The sequence below is a fragment of the Bacillus sp. GbtcB10 genome, from assembly GCF_019091365.1.
GTDB lineage: Bacteria > Bacillota > Bacilli > Bacillales > Bacillaceae > Bacillus > Bacillus altitudinis.
In genome coordinates this window covers 1-230 of sequence record NZ_JAGXJP010000458.1, presented here as the reverse complement: position 1 = coordinate 230, position 230 = coordinate 1, and the positions used below count along the sequence as shown (strand labels likewise).

At 34.3% G+C, this 230-nt stretch carries 1 pseudogene; it reads right to left on the bottom strand.

Annotation, left to right across the window (positions count from 1 at the left end):
- Nucleotides 1–230: pseudogene (locus tag KVT11_RS20835) on the bottom strand (protein-glutamine gamma-glutamyltransferase); the annotation flags it as partial.

Sequence of the window (230 nt, the reverse complement as noted above, 5' to 3'; positions counted from 1 at the left end):
AAAAGAAATTTCCTAGATAGATTGTATTTTCTCCTTGCCACTCGATCGTAGCTGGATTCACTTGTGGATTTTTAAAATAAACGAGATCACCTGGAACAAGATCGCCACCCGTTTTTGTTATGAGCTTTAAATCTTGATCGTAGTCCCATGTATAAAGTAAAAGGTTTGCAAAGAGACGGTTGAAAGTTTCTTCCTCATATAATGTTAGTAAAGCTTTGTAAAAAATAATG